The sequence below is a fragment of the Streptomyces racemochromogenes genome (genome assembly GCF_044129415.1).
Lineage (GTDB): Bacteria > Actinomycetota > Actinomycetes > Streptomycetales > Streptomycetaceae > Streptomyces > Streptomyces racemochromogenes_A.
Genome location: NZ_JBBDHD010000328.1, coordinates 1 through 486, shown reverse-complemented (window position 1 = coordinate 486; position 486 = coordinate 1). Strand labels below are relative to the sequence as shown.

The window sequence follows — 486 nt, the reverse complement described above, 5'->3', positions numbered from 1 at the left end:
GGTGAGGACGGCGACGGGTCCGGCGTCCTGGAGCATGTACGCGATCCGGTCGGCCGGGTACTCCGGGTCCACCGGAACGTACGCACCACCGGCCTTCATCACACCGAGGACCGCGACCAGCCACTCCAACGACCGCGGCAACGCCACCGCCACCCGCCGCTCCGGCCCCACACCCCGGCCCACCAGATACCTGGCCAACCGGTTCGCCCGACCGTTCAACTCCCCGTACGACAGCGCGACATCACCGAACTCGACCGCCACGGCGTCCGGCGCGCACCGCACCCGCTCCTCGAACAACTCCACGAACGAACCGGCCGGCACCTCACGAGCGGTGTCGTTCCACTCGCCCAGCATCCGCGCCCGCTCCCCCGGAGCCAGCACCTCCAGCGCACCCACCCGACGATCCGGATCACCCGCGACCGCCTCCAGCAACCGCACCAGCCGCCCCACCAGCACCTCGACCGACCCACGGTCGAACACATCGGT

Annotated in this window: 1 protein-coding gene; it reads right to left on the bottom strand. The window is 71.2% G+C overall.

What is annotated here, in order from left to right; translation table 11 throughout:
- A partial coding sequence (locus WDV06_RS37120; RefSeq protein WP_395514198.1) for an AMP-binding protein occupies nt 1–486 on the bottom strand: 486 nt, incomplete at both ends.